A 16332-nucleotide genomic window follows, 5' to 3' on the forward strand; every position below is an offset into this window, starting at 1 on the left:
GCCAACCCATGACATGAGAAGGCCGGGTGCTTGCGCCCGGCCTTTTCGTTTTAGTGGCTGCGTTGATTGCCGAGATTGGAAATCGTCGCGCGCAGCGCTGCGGGTTTGACCGGCTTTGTCACCACAGCAATGCCGCGCTCTTCGGCAATGGCGCGGACCTGCGGGCTGCGGTCGGCGGTGACGAGGGCGGCGGGCAAGTGGCCGCCGAGGTTGTGGCGGAGCCATTCGATCGCGTCGAGCCCGGAGGTTTGATCGAGGTGATAATCCATCAGCACGAGATCAGGGTACCAGCCCTCCAAGAGCCCCTCTTTGTCGATCTGCTTGAGCGACAGGGCGGAGCGGACTTCGCAACCCCAATTTGTAAGAAGGCCTTCCATGGCCTCGATGATGTCGCGTTCATTGTCGACGCAGAGAACTTTTAGGTTCAGCACACCGATGGTGGCTTCTGGGGTCTCGCGCTTGAGACTGATGGTGCCGCGCAGTGGGCGCGCAACAGGCAGATAGATGGAAAAGCGCGAGCCGCGACCTTCCTTGCTGTCGAGTTCCAGAGTGAGATCGGCGGCGGTGACGAGGCGCTGGACGATGGAGAGGCCGAGACCCAAGCCCTGGGCCATGCGCGCGCCCTTTTCTAGCCGTGAGAACTCGGCGAAGACGAGCTTGAACTGGTCCTTGTTAAAGCCGATGCCGGTGTCGATGACATCAATGCGCCAGCGATTGCCGCGACGGCGCAGGCCGACCAGAACCTTGCCCCCGACCGGGGTGTATTTGATGGCATTGGACACCAGATTTTGCACGATGCGGCCAACGATGGAGCGGTCGGCCAAAACCGTGGCTTTGGTTTTGACAATGCGCAGCGAGATCGAGCGTTCGCGCGCCATGGGGGCGAACTCGACCTCGATCTTTTTCAAAATGTCCTGCGCGGCCAATTGGGTCGGCGCGAGGTGAAGCGCCCCGCTATCAATGCGGGAGATATCGAGGAGCGCCGACATAATGTCTTCAACGGCAGTGAGCGAGGCTTCGATGGAATTGGCCAGCTCAGCGAAATCGGTGGTTTTGGCGCGCTCGATCAGGGTCGAGGTGTAGAGGCGCGCAGCATTGAGCGGTTGCAGCAGATCGTGACTAGCGGCTGCGAGAAAGCGCGTCTTGTCGTGGTTAGCAGCATCGGCCTTGTGGCGGGCCTTTTCGAGCTCAAGATTGACCTGTTTGAGCGCGGCAGTACGATCTTCAACGCGCTTTTCGAGCGTCTGGTTGATCTGCTCATATTGCTGCTCAGCGCTGATGCGAGCGGTCACGTCAGAAAAACTGATGACCATCCCGCCCTCAGGCAGTCGGGCCGTATAAAACTCCATGGTCTGACCAAAACTGGTCATGCGCTGGGTGACGGTCTGCGGCTGCGAGGTGAGCAGCGCGATACGGTCTTGCGCGCGGGTTTTGGCGTCGCCGGGCCCGAAGTCGCCGCGCTTTGCCAAGAATAACACAATGTCCTCCAACGGCACGCCAGCCTCGGTCAGTGCCGGAGGCAGCGACAGCATGGAATTGTAGCGGTGGTTGGAGAAGGTCAGCTTGAGCGCGCTATCAAACACAGCAACGCCTTGCGGGATGTGATCCATGGCAAGGTGCAGGGCAGTATCGAGGTTGGTAGAGCGAGCAGTCATGGGAGCCAATGGTCATGGAACAGCGATCAGTGTGGCTTCCTTATCAGCTGCGCACACCAAGTTCACAAGTCGCCATTCTGCCCATTGCAATAGCGACAAAACCTCGGCAATGCTGGCGGAATAGGCCAGAACAACCGCCATTAGCGGTCATTTCAGAGGGTTTGCCATGAGCGTATTCAAGGAATTCCGCGACTTTGCCATTAAGGGCAACATGATCGATCTCGCCATCGGTGTGATCATCGGTGCTGCCTTTGGCGCCATCGTCTCATCGATCGTCGACGACGTGTTTATGCCTCTGATCGGTCTGATCATCGGCGGTATCGACTTCTCGAACCTGTTTATCGTCTTGTCGAACCCCAATAATATCGCGGTGCCTTCGATCACTGCTGCCAAGGAAGCGGGCATTGCCACGCTCAACATCGGTCTGTTTATCAATGCGGTGGTCAAGTTCACCATCATCGCCTTTGTGCTGTTCATGGTTGTGAAGGGCATCAATGCTCTCAAGCGCGACGCGGCTAAGGAGCCAGTTGAATCCACCCCAGCGCCAAGCGCGGAACAGGTCTTGCTCACCGAAATTCGCGACGCCTTGCGCGCGAAAAACTAAGTTCGGTCGATCACATTTTAATCGGAAAGGTTGGCGTTTCGCCGGCCTTTTTTGTTGGGCGGGTTGGGCAAGGCGCGGAACCGGCATTGGCACCAAGCATTGAATGGCCTCAGCACCAACTGAGGAGACAATGATGGTCGACCCCCGCAAACCAGAACCAGCCGATGCTCGGGTGGACTATCTGCTCGACGAAAATGCCTCGCGGATCGAGTTGGAGCCAGCAACGCCGATCAAGGCGGCTGATGGTATCGAAGCCAGTGTCGGTGCGACCGGGCCAACCAACTGGGCGCTTTATGGCTTGATTGCTCTCGCGGTGATCATTGGCATTTTGGCCGTGTTGCAGGTTTTCTCAGGCGCGCCGGGCACGGATATGCAACCGGGCAGTCCCACATCGGCGCCTGTGGTTGAGACGCCCGCAACAGCACCGGCTGCGCAATAAAAAACGCGGCCCGAGAGCCGCGTTTTAAATCGTCTATCGCTAGAGCAGCTCTTAGCCGCGAATTGGCGAAAGCTGAATTTCGACGCGGCGGTTCTGCGCGCGACCGCTTTCGGTGGCGTTCGAGGCGATTGGCGATGCCGAACCCTTGCCCTCGATGTAGAAGCGACCCTGATTGACGCCCTGGCTCGACAGAATGGTGGCGACGGAAACCGCGCGACGCTGGCTGAGCGAGAGATTGTGCTCGTTCGAGCCGGTCGAGTCGGTGTGGCCGTAGACGTCGACAATGGTCTTTTCGAACTTGCGCAGCACAAGACCAACCGAGACCAACGTCTGGTTGAACTGCGGCTGAACCGTCGACTGATCGGTCGCGAAGGTGATGTTGGCAGGCATGTTGAGGATGATCTGGTCGCCAACGCGGGTGACCGAAACGCCGGTGCCCTGCAGCTGCGCACGCAGTTCAGCTTCTTGCTGATCCATGTAATTGCCGATGGCTGCGCCGGTCAGGCCGCCGACGCCAGCACCGATCAACGCGCCAACGCGCGGATCGCCACCAACGGCAACGCCAACGAGCGCGCCAGCAATAGCACCGCCACCCGCGCCCAAAAGGCCGCCGCCAGCAGTGTTCGAAAGCTTACCCTGTCCGGTGAACGGATCAGTGGTCGTGCAGGCTGTCAGAGCAAGCGTTGCCGCGAGCACGACGAGGACCTTGGACTTCATGGTGATTCCCCCAAAAGGATTCCGGAGTGGACTTTTGTTCTGTGAATAAGGCAGGAGCGTGAAAGATGAGTGAAGGCGGCTGAACCCGTGATGAACGGGCTCTTGTGCCTAGGTATGGGCCCAACCGCCATCGACGAGAAACTGCTGACCCGAAATCATGCGACTGTCCTCAGCGGCGAGGAATAGCGCCATGCGCGCGCAGTCGTCTGGCATGACCCGGCCGTTGAGTGCTTGTTGGGCTTCGATCGACGCAAGATCCTCTGGCGTCAGCCAAAGTTCGAGCTGGCGTTGGGTGACGACAGCGCCGGGAACCAGCGAATTAACGCGAATGGCATCGCGCCCCAATTCGCGGGCCATAGCGCGTGTCAGGCCATGAATGGCGGCCTTGGCCGTTTCATAAACGGGAATGCCGGGGGTCAGGATCATCCAACTGATCGAGCCGAAATTGATGATCGAGCCGCCGCCCGCCCGCTTCATGCCGGGGGCGACGGCCTGAATGGCGAAGAAGAAATGCTTGAGGTTTACCGCCATGCGTTCGTCCCAATACTCCGGCGTCACCTCACGCCAGTCGTGGCGCTGGTCATGACCGGCATTGTTGACTAGCACGCGCGCATCGCCATGAAGCTGGGCCAGATCGGCAATAGCGGCTTGGTATGCGGTGGTGTCGGTGATGTCACACGCGATGAATTTAACCGTGTGACCTTCGGCGGTTAGCGCCGTCGCGAGCGCCTCTCCCTGCGCTTGGGCGATGTCGACAAATCCGACCTTTGCCCCTTGGCGTGCGAAATTACGCACCAGCGCTTCGCCGATCCCAGACGCGCCCCCCGAAATAACAACAGCTTGGTCCCGTAAACTGGGATAATGCGCCTGCTCCATAAATGTCCTCCGCAGCGGCTGAGTGCTTTTCTCCTGCCTGAAAAGCTGAGAGCTCTTGTGACATTGTGCAGGCCAAGTCGGCAACTGTGATGGATTATAAGGGAGCCACGCAACGGCGGGCAGCGCCTGCGCGTTACACTATTTCCGGTTCACAGAAGCGCTATAGATGTTGATTTTGGAGCAGCCCACTTTAGAATGAGTATAGCTTTTATGGCGCGGTTGGTGTCAGGAGGGCCCACTGCGAGCGCGTCGAATTGACTCATATCAATGCGGCGGAGCGAAGAATAACTACATCTTACGGTGCCTGGCGAGGCGTTGCCCCGACCCAGCGCATGCGCAAAGGAACGGCCCCAATGGACTATCGCGGTATTTTTGAAGATGCAGTGGACACGCTGCGGGCAGAGAAACGCTATCGTGTGTTTGCTGACCTTGAGCGCATTGCTGGGCAATTCCCGCGCGCCATCTACCGCGACGACAGCGACAATGCCCGCGAAATCACCATCTGGTGCTCCAACGATTACCTCGGCATGGGTCAGCACGAAAAAGTCGTGACTGCAATGCAGGAAACTGCCGGCAAGATGGGCGTTGGTGCTGGTGGCACGCGCAATATTTCGGGCACCAATCGCCCGCTGGTTGAGCTTGAGCGTTCGCTCGCCGACTTGCACCGCAAGGAAAGCGCCCTCGTCTTCACTTCCGGCTTTGTCTCGAACGAAGCCTCGATCTCGACAATTGCGCGGCTTTTGCCCGATTGCGTGATCTTCTCCGATCAGCTCAACCACGCTTCGATGATCCAGGGCGTGCGTCAGTCGGGCATGGAAAAGAAGATTTTCCGCCACAATGACGTAGCGCATTTGCGCGAACTGCTCAGCCAGGTTGATCGCAAGCGTCCCAAGCTGATCGTATTTGAGTCCGTCTATTCGATGGATGGTGACATCGCCCCAATCGCCGAAATCTGCGATCTCGCTGATGAGTTTGGCGCGCTGACCTATATCGACGAAGTCCACGCCGTTGGCATGTATGGCCCGCGCGGCGGTGGCATTGCCGACCGCGACAATCTGATGGAACGCATCGACGTTATCGAAGGCACGCTGGCCAAGGGCTATGGCGTGATGGGCGGCTATATTGCGGCCAATAAGGCGATCATCGACGCGGTTCGCTCCTATGCGGCTGAGTTCATTTTCACCACTTCGCTCCCACCAGCGCTGTGCGCTGCGGCGCGCGCCTCAATTGAGCATCTCAAGGGCAATGGTGAAGAACGCGCGGCCCATCAGCGTCAGGCAGCCATGACCAAGCGCATTCTGGCGGAAGCCGGTCTGCCGGTCATGGAAACGCCGACCCATATCGTGCCGGTCATCGTCGGCGATGCGCGCGCTGTGAAGGCGGCAAGTGACATGATGCTGGAAAAGCACAACATCTATATTCAGCCGATCAACTACCCGACTGTTCCTAAGGGTACTGAGCGTCTGCGCATCACCCCAACGCCGCTGCACTCGGAGGAAATGATCCTCGAGCTGCGCGATGCATTGGTGTCGGTGTGGAAGGCGCTTGAGCTGCCGCTGGGCAAGCCAGAGACGGCAATCACGGCCAATAAACTGACCTCGGGCGATCTGACGCTGCCTAACCTTGGCGGCTAAGGATTAGGTCCAGGAATGATGAAGGGGACGCAGCGATGCGTCCCTTTTTATTTGGGCCACGCGTCTTTGCCGCAAGATCTGGTTTGTGTTGGGTTTTGTCCCGGTCGGTTCAATTGTAAGAAATTTTGGGCGATCAAACAGCGGTCATCGGCCTTGCCAAGCCGGTCAGACTGTCGTTTATGACGGCCACGGAATTCTTGTCCTCGGGCACAGAATTTCGCCGCAGGGGGCACCTGCTGGCACTTCGGTGCCGCTCTAAAAGCGCGTCGACTTCGGTCGCGCGCTTTTTGTTTGGCGCTAGCGCAGCGCCGGGATGGGTTCCCACAGCTCGATCGGATTGCCTTCGGGGTCAACGATCCGCGCGAAGCGACCCGTGTCCGGGCTGTCCCATTCTTCCCGTCGCTCGACTACAATATCATTGCTCTCGAGGGCGGCGATGACGCCGTCAAGGTCGTCGACCCGGAAATTGAGCATGAACGGTTTGCTCTGGTCGAAATAGGTGCTGGTCAGCTCGTAAGGCGCGAAGACGGTGGGGCCACCCTCTTGTTGCCAGAACTGGGAGATGCCCAAATTGGTTTCGTACCAGTCCGATAGGGCATCGGGATCTTTTGCGCGAAAAAAGACGCCGCCAATTCCTGTGACCCGAGCCATGAGCAGTCCTCCTGTGATGAAGCCATACCATCACGCAGTCCGGCTTCTGTCATCAGGCATTGTTCAGCTGGTTAATACGATGCGCATGAGGTCGGCGGTGTTGCGCGCGCCGAGCTTTTCCATGACGCGGGCGCGATGCACTTCAACCGTGCGTGGGGAAATGCCCAGCTCGCGCCCGGCTTCCTTGTTGGATTGACCATCGGTGATGAGCTGCAACACCTCACGCTCGCGCGGGGTGAGCTGAGAGAACCCGCGCACCTCAACGCTGCGTCCGCCCGCCTGCATGGCCCCGACGTGAATGTCTTTGCGCAAGGCCTCACGGACGACGGAGAGCAGGTGCTCGGTATCGATGGCCTTGGTGATGACGTCAGTCGCGCCCATTTTCATGGCCGTAACAGCGAGATCAACATGCGGCCGGTCGGCCAGCATGATGACGGTGGCGCCCATGTGCTGCATCTTCACGCGGCGGAGGACGGAAAGACCATTATCCGCGCCAAGCTCGAGATTGACGACCATGACATCGACGCGTCGCCGTTCGAGCACCTGCTGGAAACTGCTTATGTCGAGCGAGAAGACGGTCTGGAAGCCCTCTAAGCGAAAGAGCACGCTCAGCGCTTCACAGGTGCCGGGATCGCTGTCCACGATATGCACGAGCCGGTCGCGGTTGAGATAGGCGTGGTAGTACGGTTGCGTCGTCATCCAAACCCTCATCATCTGAGTACGTCGTGGACATGACGAGGAAGATCGTGCGCTGCCCAGAGGTCTCTGGCCAACGTGCCTCATCACTCATCCGTGAACTGTAGTTTGCACTAAGCAGTCGCGCCGTCCGATAGGGGTAGTACTTAAGTGCGACTGCGATTATGCTATTTTTATTCTTTAGAATTTGCAAGTAAAAAGAAATCATTCCTAGGAATGAACTCTTAAGTTCTTCTGTGTGCTGCGCGAGTAACAGCTCCGTTATCTGAGGAAACCCCTCGCGCGTTGAGCCGTTAGCCCTTCATCGCAACACAAGAAGGAGCATCGAAAATGGCCTATGATGACGCCCGCGTCGCTACCGTCGACGTTAAGGAAACCCATGACCTCATCGCCTCCGACAAGGTTGAAGGCACCAAGGTTTACGACCTTGCTGGAGAACATATCGGCGCGGTCAACCGTCTCTTGATCGAAAAGCGCAGCGGTAAGGTTTCCTATGCCGTGCTGAGTTTCGGCGGCTTTTTGGGCCTCGGTGAGGACCACTACCCGCTGCCATGGGACAAGCTGAAATACGATGAAAGCCTTGGCGGCTATCGCGTTGATATCAGCAAGGACCAGCTGGAAGGCGCGCCGCGCTACAGCGACGATGAAGAAGCGTTCTGGCAGGAAAACAACGGTCGTCGTATCTACGACTACTATGGTGTGACCCCGTACTGGATCTAACCAGCCGCAGAAGTTTGTAAGGAAAGCCTCCTCGTCACTGAGGGGGCTTTTCTTTTTTAAGGCTACAAACAGGTGCTGGCGAAGGTGACAGGCAAGAACACCAAGACGCCGGAGAACAGCGCTGCCCAATTGGCCCAAATGGCAGATTGGGACAGTGTCGGCATTGATGGGTCTGTGAGTTTGGGCGTGAGCAGAGCGATGGCCGCTAAGGCCAGAACAGAAATGGCATAGGCGGTAATGAGCATGGCGCGGTGTGCGCCAAGCCAATTGTACACGCAGCCCAACGCCTGAATGGCGTAAAGTGCGCTGAAAGCCAGCGCCCAAGCGGTGAAGCCTGCGATGAGCAGAAGTAGCGGCCTCTGGTTGCGGATCATCACGGCCCTCCAACGAGAGAGAGGCCATAGGTCATGGCGAGGGCGAGAATGAGTGCGCCAAACGCATAGGTGGTCCAAAGCCAGGCAAGCGTGACATCGGTGGCGCGAGCGGCGGAGACATAGCCTCGGGCGGCGCGCCAGAGCGCATGGCCCGTGATGAGGGCAGCGACGCCAGCGTGAATGGCCGCGTAGCCCAAAGTGACCAGCATTGTGGCGTTGCGCGCGTGCTCAGTTGGGTTCGGCACGGCAAACATTAGAGTCAGCACGGCAATGATCGTGGCGAGTTGGAGGAACAGTGCGCCGATCAAGGGCAGGGCAATGGAGGTGTTTTGTGCGTTCGAGCGGCGGGTCCAGAACACGCATAGGGTTGCAAGGCCAGAGGCGAGGGCCGCCGCGACAAGCGCGACAGAGGGCAGGGCGATAGGCGTCAACCGATCCCACGCGGGGGCGATGGTGAGAAGGAAAACCCCGCCGAACAGCAGCGAGGCATAGAGTGTGCTATCGACCGCGAGTGCTGTGCGGTTGGCGAGCACGGTGAGGTTCCAAGGGCTTTCCCCATCGCGGACAACAGAGGCGCCGCGGCCGATATCGACGGGGCCGGTGTCGTGCTGTCGACCCAGGCGATGGGTCCAGCAGAAGAAAAGGGCAATGGTGAGCAATGCGCCAAATGGGGCGAACCAATAGAGCCCAAAGAGGAAGGACACAAAGAATGTGCCGGTGGCGAGGGCGGTCCACAGGGGGAGGAAGGAATTTTGCGGCAGGATGACGAGATGCTCGACCGCGCCCGTCACCATGTCGACGGCGAGGGTCTCCTGCTCATTGTTGCGGGCAAAGCCGAGATAGCCTTCGCCTGCCGCAAGGCGTGGCCCGATGAGGGCGGGTCGTACTTGGTCGGCGCGGCTCTCGACATGGGGGAGGGAGGCGAAATTATAGCTCGGTGGCGGGGCGGGCGTGGCCCATTCCAGCGTTGCCGCCTGCCATGGATCGCGGCCGAAGCGACGACCAAGTTTTATCTGCAAGATGAGATCGGCGAGGACGAGGGCAAAGCCCATGGTGAGAATAAAACCACCGACCGAACTCAAGAGATTGAGCCAGTCCCAGCCCCAGTTTGAGGGATAGGTGGAGATGCGACGCGGCATGCCCATGAGGCCCGTGAGATGCATTAAAAAGAAGGTGAGGTTGAAGCCGATAAAGATCAGCCAGAACGCCGGGATCGAGAGCTTATAAAGGCTCTTCCGTCCACTGATATGAGGAAGCCAATAGTAGAGCGCGGCGAGCATGGGGAAGACGAAACCGCCCACCAGCACATAATGGAGATGGGCGACGACGAAATAGGTGTCATGCGCCTGCGTGTTGAAGGGAACCATGGCGAGCATGACCCCGGTGAGCCCGCCGCACACAAAGACGAAAAAGAAGCCGAAGATGTAAAGCATCGGCACGTCCCAGCGTGGCTTGCCTGATGCCAAGGTGCCGAGCCACGCAAAGATTTGCACCGCGGTGGGAATGGCGACGAGCGCGCTGGCCGCGGAGAAGAAGGCGAGGGCCAAATGCGGAATGCCCACGGTGAACATGTGGTGGACCCACAGGCCAAATGACAAAAAGCCCATGGCGACAATCGCGGCGATAATGGCGCGATAGCCCAGGATTGGTTGTTGGGCAAAGACCGGGATCATGGTCGAGATGGCCCCGGCTGCGGGCAGGAAGATGATGTAAACCTCGGGGTGGCCGAAGAGCCAAAAGAGGTGTTGCCAAAGGAGCGGATCGCCGCCGCGTGTTGGGTCAAAGAAGGGCAGACCGAACGCGCGTTCGAGCTCTAAAAGGATGGAGCCGAGGATCAATGGCGGAAAGCCGATGATCATCATGCCCGCCGTGACCAGCATATACCAAGCAAAGAGCGGCATGCGGGTGAGGGACATTCCCGGCGCGCGCATTTTGAGAATGGTGACGAAAATTTCGACGGCGGCTGTGACGGCGGAGATTTCGACAAAGGTGATGCCCAAGAGCCAGACATCGGCATTGATGCCGGGGGTAAAGGGCTTGGAGGACAGCGGGGTATACATGAACCAGCCGCTGTCGGGAGCCGCGCCGACCAAGAGCGCGATGATCAAAATGCTGCCGCCGAACAGATAGCACCAATAGCCATAGGCGGTCATGCGCGGGAAGGCGAGATCGCGTGCGCCCAAGAGCTTGGGCAGCATGTAGATGGCGAAGCCCTCAAACATGGGAATGGCGAAGAGGAACATCATCACCACGCCATGCATGGTGAAAATCTGATTGTAGATTTCGGGGCCGATAAAAGCGCTATTAGGTGTCGCCAACTGCGCGCGAATGAGCATGGAGAGGAGGCCGCCGATGGCGAAAAACACCAGCGCTAAAACCATGAAGCGCTTGCCCAAAATGGTGTGATTGACGCTGGACAGGCGACCCCAGCCGGGTGGCGTGCGCCAGATGCGATCAAGTGCTTTGTGTAGGGCAATGGGCGATAGGGGCTGATCGCTCATGGCGCAGTCTCCATCAGTGCTGCAAAATCTTCGGGCGTGTGGGCCTCGACACGCATCTGCATGGTGTCATGGCCAATGCCACAATATTCGGCGCAGGTGCCCCAATAGACGCCGGGCTTGCTGGCCTCGATGCGGAAGCGATTGGTCTTGCCGGGAATGGCGTCGATCTTGCCGCCGAGGCGGGGGATCCAGAAACTGTGGATCACGTCTCTTGAGGTGATCTCCAAATCAACGGGCACGCCGGAAGGAATGTGGAGGGTCGAGCTCTCGGGCATATTGGGGGCTGCGGGATAGGATATTGTCCAAGCCCATTGTTGCGCCTCGACACCAATGACGAGGGGCGCATCGCCTTTTGGCAGCAATTGCTCTCCCAGAAAAAGCGCCGTGCCGGTGAGGACTGTCAGGACGGGAATAGGCAGAATGAGACCGCCACCGATGATCCATTGGCGCGGGGTAATCTTTTGCGCCCAATGGGGACGCAGATAGACCAGCGCAAAGAGCGCCAAGACCAAGCCGAAAAGTACGGCTGCCCCAAAGAACATCACCCACCACAGCGTGGCGAGATTTTCGGCGCGAGGACCTGCAGGGTCGAGGGTGGAGAGCTCGCCTGTGCAACCGGCCAGCACGAGCGACGTTGCTCCAAGAGCAACGAGTTTGGAGGGGACGTGATGGGCGAGAACACGCGGCAGGCGGAAGAGCGGGAAATCGAGCGCGAAGAAGCGCCCCCCGAGGCGCATTCGGATCATCCCAATCCGCAAATTCGCCAAGTGGCGGACAAGGACATTAGTTCGGCCATTGCGGTGGCGGGACACCCCATCCACGCCATGCTGGTGCATTTCCCTATCGCCTTCGTCATGGCAACGCTGGGCGTCGATATTTTTTACTGGTGGTCGGCCAATCCGTTTTGGCTGGAGGTTGGCATGTGGGCGGCGGGTGCGGCCTTCGTTTTCGGTGTGCTCGCGGCTATCGTTGGCACGCTCGAATTGCTGGCCGTGCCGGGCATTCGGGTGCGTGTTGCCAGCTGGAACCACGCCATCGCCGCCATGGTCATGCTGGCCATCGTTGCCGCCAATGCCGGGCTGCGCATGACCAACCCCGAGGCGGTTTTGCCCGGTGGTTTGATGCTGTCGCTGCTCAGCGCCATGGCTGCGGGTTTTGCCGGGTGGCACGGGGGCAAGCTCGTGTTTGATCATGGCATCGGCACCGTCATTTCCACTCGCCAGTAAGGTCTGAGGCGATTTCGCGAAGCTTGCCGGGGCTGAAGTGCGTGATGAAGAATTCGGGCCACTCAAGGCGCGGCTTGCCCAGAACAAGGGTGAGAATGGTGAGAATGACGATTACCGTCAGTGTGATGACCAAAATCATGCGCCAGAGTGGATAGGATTTATTCGGCTCGAAGAGCTTGAGAATGGTGAGACCGGTGAAAATGTGGATGCCGGTCATGATGGAAACGGCAAAAAGCTTGGCGGAGAACCAATTCTCATAGGTTCCCTGGAGGATGATCAGCGCCGTCCCCGAACCTATGGCGACAAAGGCGGCTGGCGAAACCAGCGCGACATAGAAAAGACGCGTGAAATTGTGGAGGCGGTGGAGCGGCTCGTCGACGAGGGCTTTGCGTTGGGCGTAGAGTACGGGCAGGCAGATGAGCCCGGCGGACCATAGGACAATAGAGCCAACATGGGCGAACTTGAGCCAGATGAGCAGGAGATCACTGCCCATCGGCGCGCCCGTGCTGGGTGGCGGGGGCGAGGAGTGCCACAAGCCGCCAAACGGCGACAGCCAGGAGCGGAAGATTGGCCGGAACCCACATGATGAGACCTGCCAATTGCTGATCCTCGAGCGGCGTTAAGCCGAAGGCAAAGCTCGTTGCCAAGTGTGGCGCGTAGAGTGGGGTTGGCGCGAAGACCAAAAGAGCACCCAAAAACCCCATTTGAATGGCGGCGGCTAAGGCGGTGAGGCCTGCGGTAAAAATGTTTGGACTGCGTAAAAGCACGAGCCAGAGCGCTGTATAACTGCCCAGAAAGGTCGCCTGCATGGCCCAGTAGAAGGCCGGATGGGCGAAAGCCGCAGTGTAGAGATCAGGCCAATGCCAGAACCAAAGCGTGATGGTGGCGAGGATGAGTGTTGCGACAGCTGGTATGGCCTGCCCCAGTCGAATTGGCAGAGCTAAGGCCAGCATGGGCGCAACGAGCATGGTGAGGAGGATGTGGTGGCTAACACGGGCCGAGACGAGGGCCACAGTGAGTGCACACAGCGGGGAGATAAAAAGCAGAGCCGCGAACGACCACGCACCCCAGAAGGCCCTCATTTGCGCGCGAGGCTGATGCTTAAGAAAATGCCAGCCCGCTAGGGCGACAAGGGCGAGGGCGGTGAGAAGTAACGGCTCAAAGTTCCAGCGGGTCGCCAGATCGGCGAGTTTGGGCGCGGGGCCGCAATAGGACAGGTCGTAGTCTGTCGGCTGGGGCATGGACCTCGAGGGAACAGAGCTGCGGTACCGATAGGCAAGCGCATACAGGGTCGCCCCATGCTCAGCCCATCACGAAATCAACGCAGCACTCCAAGGTCCGTTCCAGAAACCGCGGGAAACTCACTATGGGTTAGCGGGCAGCAAGATCCCGCGGATGTTTTTCTCTTTAATCCGTGTCGCGTTGAGGACTTTGCATACCCGGGCGATGATGCCGTAGCCAAAGCCTGCGGTTCCAGGAGGATGGGCGTATTCGACAGCGATTTCATCGGCGACGATAAAGGCGTGCTGTCCGTCGCGCATCTCGTGTCGCAGCGAAACCGTGCTGTTCGGCGCGCTGAGGCGAATGGCATTATCGAGATCGTTCGAGAGGGCCTGGCGCAGAAGCACCTCATCGCTTTGAAATTCGGCATCGGCGCGTTGCACATGCAGCCTCACCCCGCGCTTTTCGGCAATGGGGAGATAGATGGTTTCGAGCGCAGCAAGGACCGCGCAGGCCCGGAGGGGCGTGTTGCGGGGCGTTACTGTTCCCGGGTCGGTGAGGGCGTAGTTGAGGACACCATCGAGAAAATTGCTCATGGTTGCGCTGATTTGACGAAGCGCATTGAGGACAGGCTCGTCTTCAGATTTGCGCATCGCCATGCCTTCAACCAGCATGGTTATGGTCTGCAGGGGTTGGCGCAAATCATGCCCGAGCGAGCGGACCAAGTGGCGTTCAAACTCGTAGGCCTCAGCGAGTTCAGAAGTGCGCGCGAGAACACTTTCCTCAAGCTTTTGGTTTTGCGCGTCCAATTGCTCGAGAGTTTGGCGCTGCATGGAGACAGCTGTCCCGACCAGTAATGAGGCCGTGGCAGTTATCGCCAGTAGCACGGAGAGCGCCAAAGGCTCGCTGCTGAAATAGGACAGCTTGGCGACGATTGGCGTAAACGACGCGATGAGAAAGGCGCTGATCGCAGCTTGCATTATGCCCTTGCGCACACCGGAGAAAATCGGGGGCAGCAGGGTGATGTACCAAAGACTGCCCAAGGCGGGGTCAATGACCATGGCCCCGAAGGCAACGCCCATCGCTAGGGCAATAATGCCCAGTTCCCTAAGCCAATCGGATAGTGAAGGCCAATGGGGCGGGAGCGGTTTTACGCCTAATACGGCAATGAGAACAGGGACGAGCAGTGGCGGCAGCACAAGGGTCGCGACAGCATCACCAATGGCCCAGTGCGCAATGATGTCCAGTGAAATGTCCCATGAGATATTGTCCAAGAGGGCGTGCAGCGAAACGCCACTAAATGCCGAGAGGGCAGCGGCAATGGTGATCACCACAATATATGTGGTGGTGGCTCGCATATTCGGCACAGCCATATTGGGGCCGAGAAGCTTTTTGAGCACGACAGCGGCAGTAAAATAGATACCGCAGTGACGTATGGCGTGCAGTATCTGGTCGCGAGCCGCATTGTCGCCGACGTTGAAAAAACTGTCTAACCCGGGAACGGCGAGTGCAAGGTTGGCGATCAGTGGCGAAATTTTGAGCCAGCCGGGCGCGGCCAAGAAAATGGAAAGGCTGACGCCCGCAGGTAAAAACCACAAGCTGGAGAAGGGCTTAAAGACCTCGGCCATCGCGGCGAGCTTATAAGCGGCCAGCCACGCCACAACTAAAATGGCGAGTTGACCGATTTGCCCTACATATTTTTTAGCTATCATTCTGGTGCGGAACGTAAAAATCCATATATAGCTTTATAATTAGCATTGAGTGAACAAAATAATGCGTATTCTGATTGCAGACGACCACGCCATGTTTGGTTCAGCGCTTCATTATCTTTTGCAAGCGAGTGATCCCGATTGCGTGGTGAAGGCGGTCACAAGCGTCGCGCAATTACTGGACGTGCTCAAGGCAGAAGCCCTGCCGGATCTGGTTCTGCTGGACTATTCCATGCCTGATACGGATGGGATTAGAGCCGTTGCACAATTGCGCGAACTCTATCCAGATTTGCCCGTAGCGATTTTGTCGGGGCACACGGACAACGTTCTGGTCAAATCAGCGCTCGATAAGGGCGCGCGCGGCTGGATCCCGAAAAACCTGACGCCCAAAACACTGATTCATGCGCTGCGGCTGATTTTGGATGGCGAACGCTTTGTCCCGCCAGAACTGTTGGTGGCGCCTGCGGAACAGGTTTTGTCTGAGCGGGAAGGGGAAGTGGCGCTGCTGCTCGCTGAAGGCAAGTCGGACAAGATTATTGCCGACCGTTTGGGCATCGAACCATCGACGGTGAAAGTGCACGTGCGCCGGATTCTGCAAAAATCTGGAGCGACCAATCGCGCGCATTTTGCGGCGCTGAACCGCTAGCCGGACGAGCCGCAACTTTTTCTTTAAGACTGTAAGTCGAGGTCAAACGACTGATCGCTCTAAAAAGATCGTGTCGTATTGGGAGGAGAAATGGTGCTGCCGGCGAGGATTGAACTCGCGGCCTCTCCCTTACCAAGGGAGTGCTCTACCACTGAGCTACGGCAGCATGGTTTGCGCTCGCAAAGGAGGACTATACAGAACCTCTTCTGGGGAATGGTGCTGCCGGCGAGGATTGAACTCGCGGCCTCTCCCTTACCAAGGGAGTGCTCTACCACTGAGCTACGGCAGCATTTTCGCTAAGGCTTGGTGTTCCTTGCGGCGACGAGGGCTCATTTGCCATAGCGATTTGGTCGACGCAAGCGCAAAAAGCCTCTATTAACACCACCGTTGGAATCGAAGGCCTGAACTGTGGGAAAAACCGAGCAAGCACTGATGCGTGAGCAAAGATTAGCCGCAAAGCTGCGTGAGAATCTCAAGCGCCGCAAAGAGCAGGCTCGCGCTCGTGTCTCTGGACGCGAGGCGGGGCCAGAATTTGAGGTGTCGAAAACGGTGCCGGACAAGACTCCGTAAACCATTTTCGGGCGATTTTAACACGTCACCCTTTCCAGAGTGCGGCTGGTCTAGCCTACGCGGCAACGAAGACCTCGCCTACCTCCCTTTCAG

Annotated in this window: 18 protein-coding genes and 2 tRNA genes; 6 read left to right on the forward strand and 14 right to left on the reverse strand. The window is 58.3% G+C overall.

The genetic code is table 11. The features are described 5' to 3' along the window. Positions 1-50: 50 nt before the first annotated feature. Together JHC09_RS15390 and JHC09_RS17100 are read right to left on the reverse strand one after the other, a co-directional pair. Positions 51-1655, reverse strand: coding sequence for a PAS-domain containing protein (locus JHC09_RS15390; RefSeq protein WP_199532691.1), 1605 nt, complete (start codon positions 1653-1655; stop codon positions 51-53). Positions 1656-1667: 12 nt separating this feature from the next. After that, positions 1668-1796, reverse strand: coding sequence for a hypothetical protein (locus JHC09_RS17100; protein WP_282567702.1), 129 nt, complete (start codon positions 1794-1796; stop codon positions 1668-1670). A gap of 25 nt (positions 1797-1821) precedes the next feature. Between JHC09_RS17100 and mscL the strand changes: the two genes are divergently transcribed. Together mscL and JHC09_RS15400 are read left to right on the forward strand one after the other, a co-directional pair. After that, entirely contained in the window at positions 1822-2259 is a 438-nt protein-coding gene (gene mscL, locus JHC09_RS15395; protein WP_169196629.1) for a large conductance mechanosensitive channel protein MscL, read from the forward strand. 133 nt (positions 2260-2392) lie between these two features. Continuing rightward, positions 2393-2698: a hypothetical protein gene (locus JHC09_RS15400; RefSeq protein ID WP_199532692.1), complete on the forward strand. Its 306-nt coding sequence runs from the start codon at positions 2393-2395 to the stop codon at positions 2696-2698. A 51-nt stretch (positions 2699-2749) separates the two neighbouring features. On the opposite strand, the gene JHC09_RS15405 is transcribed toward JHC09_RS15400, so the two are convergent. Continuing rightward, the gene (locus JHC09_RS15405; RefSeq protein ID WP_169196631.1) at positions 2750-3415 is read right to left on the reverse strand and encodes an OmpA family protein; all 666 of its coding nucleotides are present in this window, start codon (positions 3413-3415) and stop codon (positions 2750-2752) included. Between the two features lie 108 nt (positions 3416-3523). Further along, positions 3524-4291 (reverse strand): SDR family oxidoreductase, encoded by a 768-nt coding sequence (locus JHC09_RS15410; protein ID WP_199532693.1) that lies wholly within the window; start codon positions 4289-4291, stop codon positions 3524-3526. 353 nt (positions 4292-4644) lie between these two features. On the opposite strand from JHC09_RS15410, the gene hemA reads away from it, so the two are divergent. After that, a complete protein-coding gene (hemA, locus tag JHC09_RS15415) occupies positions 4645-5925 on the forward strand; it encodes a 5-aminolevulinate synthase (RefSeq protein ID WP_169196633.1) in 1281 nt (426 codons plus the stop codon). 297 nt (positions 5926-6222) lie between these two features. On the opposite strand, the gene JHC09_RS15420 is transcribed toward hemA, so the two are convergent. Together JHC09_RS15420 and JHC09_RS15425 are read right to left on the reverse strand one after the other, a co-directional pair. Beyond that, positions 6223-6576, reverse strand: a complete 354-nt coding sequence (locus JHC09_RS15420) for a VOC family protein (protein ID WP_199532694.1) — start codon at positions 6574-6576, stop codon at positions 6223-6225. 63 nt (positions 6577-6639) lie between these two features. Further along, positions 6640-7275, reverse strand: coding sequence for a LuxR C-terminal-related transcriptional regulator (locus JHC09_RS15425; RefSeq protein ID WP_199532695.1), 636 nt, complete (start codon positions 7273-7275; stop codon positions 6640-6642). A gap of 327 nt (positions 7276-7602) precedes the next feature. On the opposite strand from JHC09_RS15425, the gene JHC09_RS15430 reads away from it, so the two are divergent. Continuing rightward, positions 7603-7992 carry a PRC-barrel domain-containing protein gene (locus JHC09_RS15430; RefSeq protein ID WP_169196636.1) on the forward strand — a complete coding sequence of 130 codons (390 nt, stop codon included), beginning with the start codon at positions 7603-7605 and terminating at the stop codon, positions 7990-7992. Between the two features lie 62 nt (positions 7993-8054). Here the strand turns inward: JHC09_RS15430 and JHC09_RS15435 are convergent, their stop codons facing one another. The 3 genes from JHC09_RS15435 to coxB are packed head-to-tail and all read right to left on the reverse strand — an operon-like array spanning position 8055 to position 11493. Then, on the reverse strand, positions 8055-8366 hold the full coding sequence (locus JHC09_RS15435; protein ID WP_199532696.1) for a hypothetical protein: 312 nt from the start codon (positions 8364-8366) through the stop codon (positions 8055-8057). Then, on the reverse strand, positions 8366-10867 hold the full coding sequence (gene ctaD / locus JHC09_RS15440; protein WP_199532697.1) for a cytochrome c oxidase subunit I: 2502 nt from the start codon (positions 10865-10867) through the stop codon (positions 8366-8368). Before ctaD ends, JHC09_RS15435 begins: the two co-directional genes overlap by 1 nt. Continuing rightward, entirely contained in the window at positions 10864-11493 is a 630-nt protein-coding gene (coxB, locus tag JHC09_RS15445) for a cytochrome c oxidase subunit II (RefSeq protein ID WP_349236562.1), read from the reverse strand. Before coxB ends, ctaD begins: the two co-directional genes overlap by 4 nt. A gap of 42 nt (positions 11494-11535) precedes the next feature. Between coxB and JHC09_RS15450 the strand changes: the two genes are divergently transcribed. Continuing rightward, positions 11536-12093: a DUF2231 domain-containing protein gene (locus JHC09_RS15450; RefSeq protein ID WP_199532699.1), complete on the forward strand. Its 558-nt coding sequence runs from the start codon at positions 11536-11538 to the stop codon at positions 12091-12093. On the opposite strand, the gene JHC09_RS15455 is transcribed toward JHC09_RS15450, so the two are convergent. From JHC09_RS15455 to JHC09_RS15465, 3 genes are all read right to left on the reverse strand, one after another. Beyond that, a complete protein-coding gene (locus JHC09_RS15455; RefSeq protein WP_199532700.1) occupies positions 12074-12586 on the reverse strand; it encodes a CopD family protein in 513 nt (170 codons plus the stop codon). The two genes, JHC09_RS15450 and JHC09_RS15455, sit on opposite strands and share 20 nt — an antisense overlap. Further along, positions 12576-13334, reverse strand: a complete 759-nt coding sequence (locus tag JHC09_RS15460) for a cytochrome c oxidase assembly protein (protein WP_199532701.1) — start codon at positions 13332-13334, stop codon at positions 12576-12578. The genes JHC09_RS15455 and JHC09_RS15460 overlap by 11 nt, the downstream gene beginning before the upstream one ends. Before the next feature lie 123 nt (positions 13335-13457). Beyond that, entirely contained in the window at positions 13458-15026 is a 1569-nt protein-coding gene (locus tag JHC09_RS15465) for an MASE1 domain-containing protein (protein WP_199532702.1), read from the reverse strand. A 61-nt stretch (positions 15027-15087) separates the two neighbouring features. Here JHC09_RS15465 and JHC09_RS15470 point away from each other — a divergent pair, with 61 nt between their 5' ends. Further along, the gene (locus JHC09_RS15470) at positions 15088-15669 is read left to right on the forward strand and encodes a response regulator transcription factor (protein ID WP_199532703.1); all 582 of its coding nucleotides are present in this window, start codon (positions 15088-15090) and stop codon (positions 15667-15669) included. A 91-nt stretch (positions 15670-15760) separates the two neighbouring features. Here JHC09_RS15470 and JHC09_RS15475 read toward each other — a convergent pair. Together JHC09_RS15475 and JHC09_RS15480 are read right to left on the reverse strand one after the other, a co-directional pair. After that, a tRNA-Thr gene (locus tag JHC09_RS15475) sits at positions 15761-15835 on the reverse strand. 48 nt (positions 15836-15883) lie between these two features. Beyond that, positions 15884-15958: transfer RNA gene (locus JHC09_RS15480), tRNA-Thr, on the reverse strand. Positions 15959-16332: the final 374 nt, after the last annotated feature.

The organism is Devosia sp. MC532 (genome assembly GCF_016461625.1).
In the GTDB taxonomy this organism is placed as follows: Bacteria; Pseudomonadota; Alphaproteobacteria; order Rhizobiales; family Devosiaceae; genus Devosia.

What these genes read in the sequence shown, in the direction of transcription:
- JHC09_RS17100 (WP_282567702.1), bottom strand. Translation starts at nt 1,796, where the DNA reads ATGGCGGTTGTTCTGGCCTATTCCGCCAGCATTGCCGAGGTTTTGTCG.
- JHC09_RS15425 (WP_199532695.1), bottom strand. Translation starts at nt 7,275, where the DNA reads ATGACGACGCAACCGTACTACCACGCCTATCTCAACCGCGACCGGCTC.
- JHC09_RS15465 (WP_199532702.1), bottom strand. Translation starts at nt 15,026, where the DNA reads ATGATAGCTAAAAAATATGTAGGGCAAATCGGTCAACTCGCCATTTTA.
- ctaD (WP_199532697.1), bottom strand. Translation starts at nt 10,867, where the DNA reads ATGAGCGATCAGCCCCTATCGCCCATTGCCCTACACAAAGCACTTGAT.
- JHC09_RS15455 (WP_199532700.1), bottom strand. Translation starts at nt 12,586, where the DNA reads ATGGGCAGTGATCTCCTGCTCATCTGGCTCAAGTTCGCCCATGTTGGC.
- hemA (WP_169196633.1), top strand. Translation starts at nt 4,645, where the DNA reads ATGGACTATCGCGGTATTTTTGAAGATGCAGTGGACACGCTGCGGGCA.
- JHC09_RS15470 (WP_199532703.1), top strand. Translation starts at nt 15,088, where the DNA reads ATGCGTATTCTGATTGCAGACGACCACGCCATGTTTGGTTCAGCGCTT.
- mscL (WP_169196629.1), top strand. Translation starts at nt 1,822, where the DNA reads ATGAGCGTATTCAAGGAATTCCGCGACTTTGCCATTAAGGGCAACATG.
- JHC09_RS15400 (WP_199532692.1), top strand. Translation starts at nt 2,393, where the DNA reads ATGGTCGACCCCCGCAAACCAGAACCAGCCGATGCTCGGGTGGACTAT.
- JHC09_RS15460 (WP_199532701.1), bottom strand. Translation starts at nt 13,334, where the DNA reads ATGCCCCAGCCGACAGACTACGACCTGTCCTATTGCGGCCCCGCGCCC.
- JHC09_RS15420 (WP_199532694.1), bottom strand. Translation starts at nt 6,576, where the DNA reads ATGGCTCGGGTCACAGGAATTGGCGGCGTCTTTTTTCGCGCAAAAGAT.
- JHC09_RS15390 (WP_199532691.1), bottom strand. Translation starts at nt 1,655, where the DNA reads ATGACTGCTCGCTCTACCAACCTCGATACTGCCCTGCACCTTGCCATG.
- JHC09_RS15410 (WP_199532693.1), bottom strand. Translation starts at nt 4,291, where the DNA reads ATGGAGCAGGCGCATTATCCCAGTTTACGGGACCAAGCTGTTGTTATT.
- JHC09_RS15430 (WP_169196636.1), top strand. Translation starts at nt 7,603, where the DNA reads ATGGCCTATGATGACGCCCGCGTCGCTACCGTCGACGTTAAGGAAACC.
- JHC09_RS15450 (WP_199532699.1), top strand. Translation starts at nt 11,536, where the DNA reads ATGGGCGAGAACACGCGGCAGGCGGAAGAGCGGGAAATCGAGCGCGAA.
- JHC09_RS15405 (WP_169196631.1), bottom strand. Translation starts at nt 3,415, where the DNA reads ATGAAGTCCAAGGTCCTCGTCGTGCTCGCGGCAACGCTTGCTCTGACA.
- JHC09_RS15435 (WP_199532696.1), bottom strand. Translation starts at nt 8,366, where the DNA reads ATGATCCGCAACCAGAGGCCGCTACTTCTGCTCATCGCAGGCTTCACC.